Origin of the sequence: Paraburkholderia sp. (genome assembly GCF_049581445.1) — a bacterium.
GTDB lineage: Bacteria > Pseudomonadota > Gammaproteobacteria > Burkholderiales > Burkholderiaceae > Paraburkholderia.
In genome coordinates, this window is the sequence record NZ_JBAURZ010000292.1 from 1 (window position 1) to 2,755 (window position 2,755).

Annotated in this window: 4 protein-coding genes; 1 reads left to right on the forward strand and 3 read right to left on the reverse strand. The window is 60.1% G+C overall.

Annotated features, from left to right (window positions below; genetic code table 11):
- Positions 1–724, forward strand: a 724-nt coding sequence (locus WCA85_RS24225; protein WP_424067388.1) for a hypothetical protein, incomplete at its 5' end; no start/stop codon positions are given.
- Between the two features lie 379 nt (positions 725–1,103).
- Here WCA85_RS24225 and WCA85_RS24230 read toward each other — a convergent pair.
- The 3 genes from WCA85_RS24230 to WCA85_RS24240 form a co-directional block, all read right to left on the reverse strand.
- A complete protein-coding gene (locus tag WCA85_RS24230) occupies positions 1,104–1,376 on the reverse strand; it encodes a DUF6723 family protein (protein ID WP_424067389.1) in 273 nt (90 codons plus the stop codon).
- 11 nt (positions 1,377–1,387) lie between these two features.
- The gene (locus tag WCA85_RS24235; protein ID WP_424067390.1) at positions 1,388–1,672 is read right to left on the reverse strand and encodes a hypothetical protein; all 285 of its coding nucleotides are present in this window, start codon (positions 1,670–1,672) and stop codon (positions 1,388–1,390) included.
- A 523-nt stretch (positions 1,673–2,195) separates the two neighbouring features.
- On the reverse strand, positions 2,196–2,342 hold the full coding sequence (locus WCA85_RS24240) for a hypothetical protein (protein WP_424067391.1): 147 nt from the start codon (positions 2,340–2,342) through the stop codon (positions 2,196–2,198).
- Positions 2,343–2,755 lie beyond the last annotated feature (413 nt).

The following is a 2,755-nucleotide window of genomic DNA, read 5'->3' on the forward strand; positions in this document are numbered from 1 at the left end:
GGCGCAGCGTTACACCGACGCCGTGCGGCGCGGCGCGGTCCTTGTGTGCGTGAATGCGGCAAGCGAATCGCACGCCGAGCTCGCGCGCGACACGCTAACCAGGCTGGGCGCGACGGACGTCGGCGAACGTCTGCCGGGCTGGGACGCTGACCTGCAAGATCCGGACATTGGGCGCGAGCATTCGATGCTCGACGAGCTTGGGATGGGTGCAACCGCTCCACGGGTGGATGCGATCCCGCCGGCCGCTGATCCGCTGCGTACTCCGCCAGTTGACTACCGAACGGAAAGCCGGCTTGACGATGCACCCAGATCGCAGCCGCTCAGCGAAGCGGCCACCTTGAACACCATCGCCGCCGGCAGTGCGCCGGGATTTGGCGCTGTCTTCATGCCGGTCGACACGGCGCCGGCTGCAAGACGCCCGGACGCCACGGTGGGTGAAGCGATGCCGGACGAGTTCCTCGAATATGAGGAGGACTTCCGCAACCACTACGACGAACTGTACGCGAGCGGCGACGAGCGCTATGAGGATTACGTCCCAGCCTATCGATACGGCGCCGCCATTGGGCGAGACGCACAGTACCGCGACCGTCCGTGGGACGACGTCGAACCGGAAGCACGGCGTCACTGGGAATCCACTTCGCCGGGCAGCGCGGACACGTGGGAACGCTTCAAGGCGGCGGTGCGTCACGGCTGGGATCGCGTGACGGGACATCATCACGTTTAGGCCGAAGAAGTCATTGTTGAGGTATCGAATGGACGCCTGGACACCGGCGGCGCGACGCCGCCGGTACGGGTAGTCCGGCAGATCGAAGCATGAATGATGGAAAACTCCCGCGCCTCGGTACAGAAAAACACGAGGCGCTCTCGTTCCGCCGACGCTGGCCGGTGGATAACCCGGCGCGCCCGGAAGTTATCCACAATTTCACTGAATAACCTTGTGGATAACTGGGAGGTTTGCCTTTCCTGTCAAGCACGCTTTCGGCTTGAGACGAATTAAGGCAAACGCCCGTTTTCTTAAGAATCCGTTGTTTTCCACCGAGGATCCGGCGATGAGTCTCGATTGCGCAGATTAATCGCGTGATGAACCACCGACAAATCCCGCATCATTCCGGCACTGCAATATCCCCATCCACCAGCTTCAGACCGTACTCCTGCGCGAACTCCTCTGCATCCTGCGCGCTCGTGAAGAACGGCATATCGGCGTGGCCCTGGAACGGGTAAATCACCCGCGCGTCGCTCAGACGCGTGACCTTGAGCGTGGGCACATTGCCACTCGAGGTACGGCGCGACGACACTGCGACGTGATAATTCTCTCGCCCTGGGCGTGATGGCTGCTCGTGCGCCGCTTGACGACGCGCTATGGTGGAATCGGGCATCGCTACTCGACTCATAGGCCCACGATCGATTGACCCGCCACCATACCGTCGATGACCTGTTCCGCATAATTCGCCGACGCCATACGCGCGCCGCCCGTGGTGCTGAACGGAGACGTACTGGGTACGCGAAACACGCGGCTTGTCGACGGCATATTGTCCGTACCGCGCCGGCTGATTTTTACCGCGGCATCGAAGCCGGCATCGTAGTGACGCGCACCATCCGCACTACGCGGCTGATGCGGATAGACCAACGGATAAATCTCTAGTCCGCGGTAGCTTCGAATGGTGTTGTTCATGCAAGTCCTCCGATTGATGACGTGCCTCGTGGGCAGCGCTGCGGCGTAAGCGGGATCCGGTCTGGATCAGAAGCGATCGATGCGTGCAAGCGAGCATCGCCGCGACATGCCAACGCAGCGGCCAGTTAAATACATCGGGAAGAAAGGGATCCTGTTCGATCCGGGGAGCGCAGTGAGGCGTGGCTTTCGCTAGCGGACGTAAGCGCGCGAGAGATCTTGCAAGTGGCTGGCTCACTGTAGCACGTATGGGCGTCGAACCCGGGACATTTCGGATAGACGGTTAGCGGTGCGACTCGCGTAGTTACGCGGCGTGCAGCGAGATCGGGGGTGGGTGGGAAAGTCCCGCAGTGAGTTCAGTCGAAACATCAAGAGCCGTGCGCGCCTTCGCATGAAAAATGGGCGCCGTAGGGGCGCCCATTTTTGGCGATTCTGGCGAACCGAGTGGCGCCTTCAGCGTGGCCTTACGCTTGCAGTTGCAAGTCTTCTGGCCGCTAACGGCTTTGCGCCAATCCAACTCACTCTCTCAGCGACCAAAGAACACGTTGCAATAATTTGCCGGACCTTGGCATTGCGCCGGGGAGGAGGAAGACGGGGCAGCGGCATCGGCGACGCCCGAAAAAATAACCAGCAGAGTGGCGGAAGCGATCAGGGTGGCAACAACGCGTTTCATGGTGACAGTCCTCGACTCAGTGAAAATTTCGCGATCACGGCGCGATCGATGGCTGGAGAATATCTACGAAGCATCAACGCAGAAACAGCAAAGTCGCGAAGATACTCTGTCCTAAAGTGCAATAATCGAATCGGAAAACGGTGGCGCAATCGCGCCGCACCGCGCCAGGCGGCGCCGCGAAGGGAAAGGTCCGAACTTTTACTTCAATTTTCGCAAAAGTAAATTTCTTCGGCCGCGGTCTGTCATAAATGCGGCGGCGCTCCGACTTAAACTGATTAGGACCACCGCTTATTAGCGGGTCCATGTCCGATCCTGATTCGCGCGCAGCGAACCATGCGAGAGAATTGGCCGCATGCGCAATTCGGGCACCCACAAAAACATTCAGTCATGAAGACGACCAACGTTGCAGAAGC

Coding starts and splice junctions, on each gene's coding strand:
- WCA85_RS24230 (WP_424067389.1), bottom strand. CDS start 1,376: ATGCCCGATTCCACCATAGCGCGTCGTCAAGCGGCGCACGAGCAGCCA.
- WCA85_RS24235 (WP_424067390.1), bottom strand. CDS start 1,672: ATGAACAACACCATTCGAAGCTACCGCGGACTAGAGATTTATCCGTTG.
- WCA85_RS24240 (WP_424067391.1), bottom strand. CDS start 2,342: ATGAAACGCGTTGTTGCCACCCTGATCGCTTCCGCCACTCTGCTGGTT.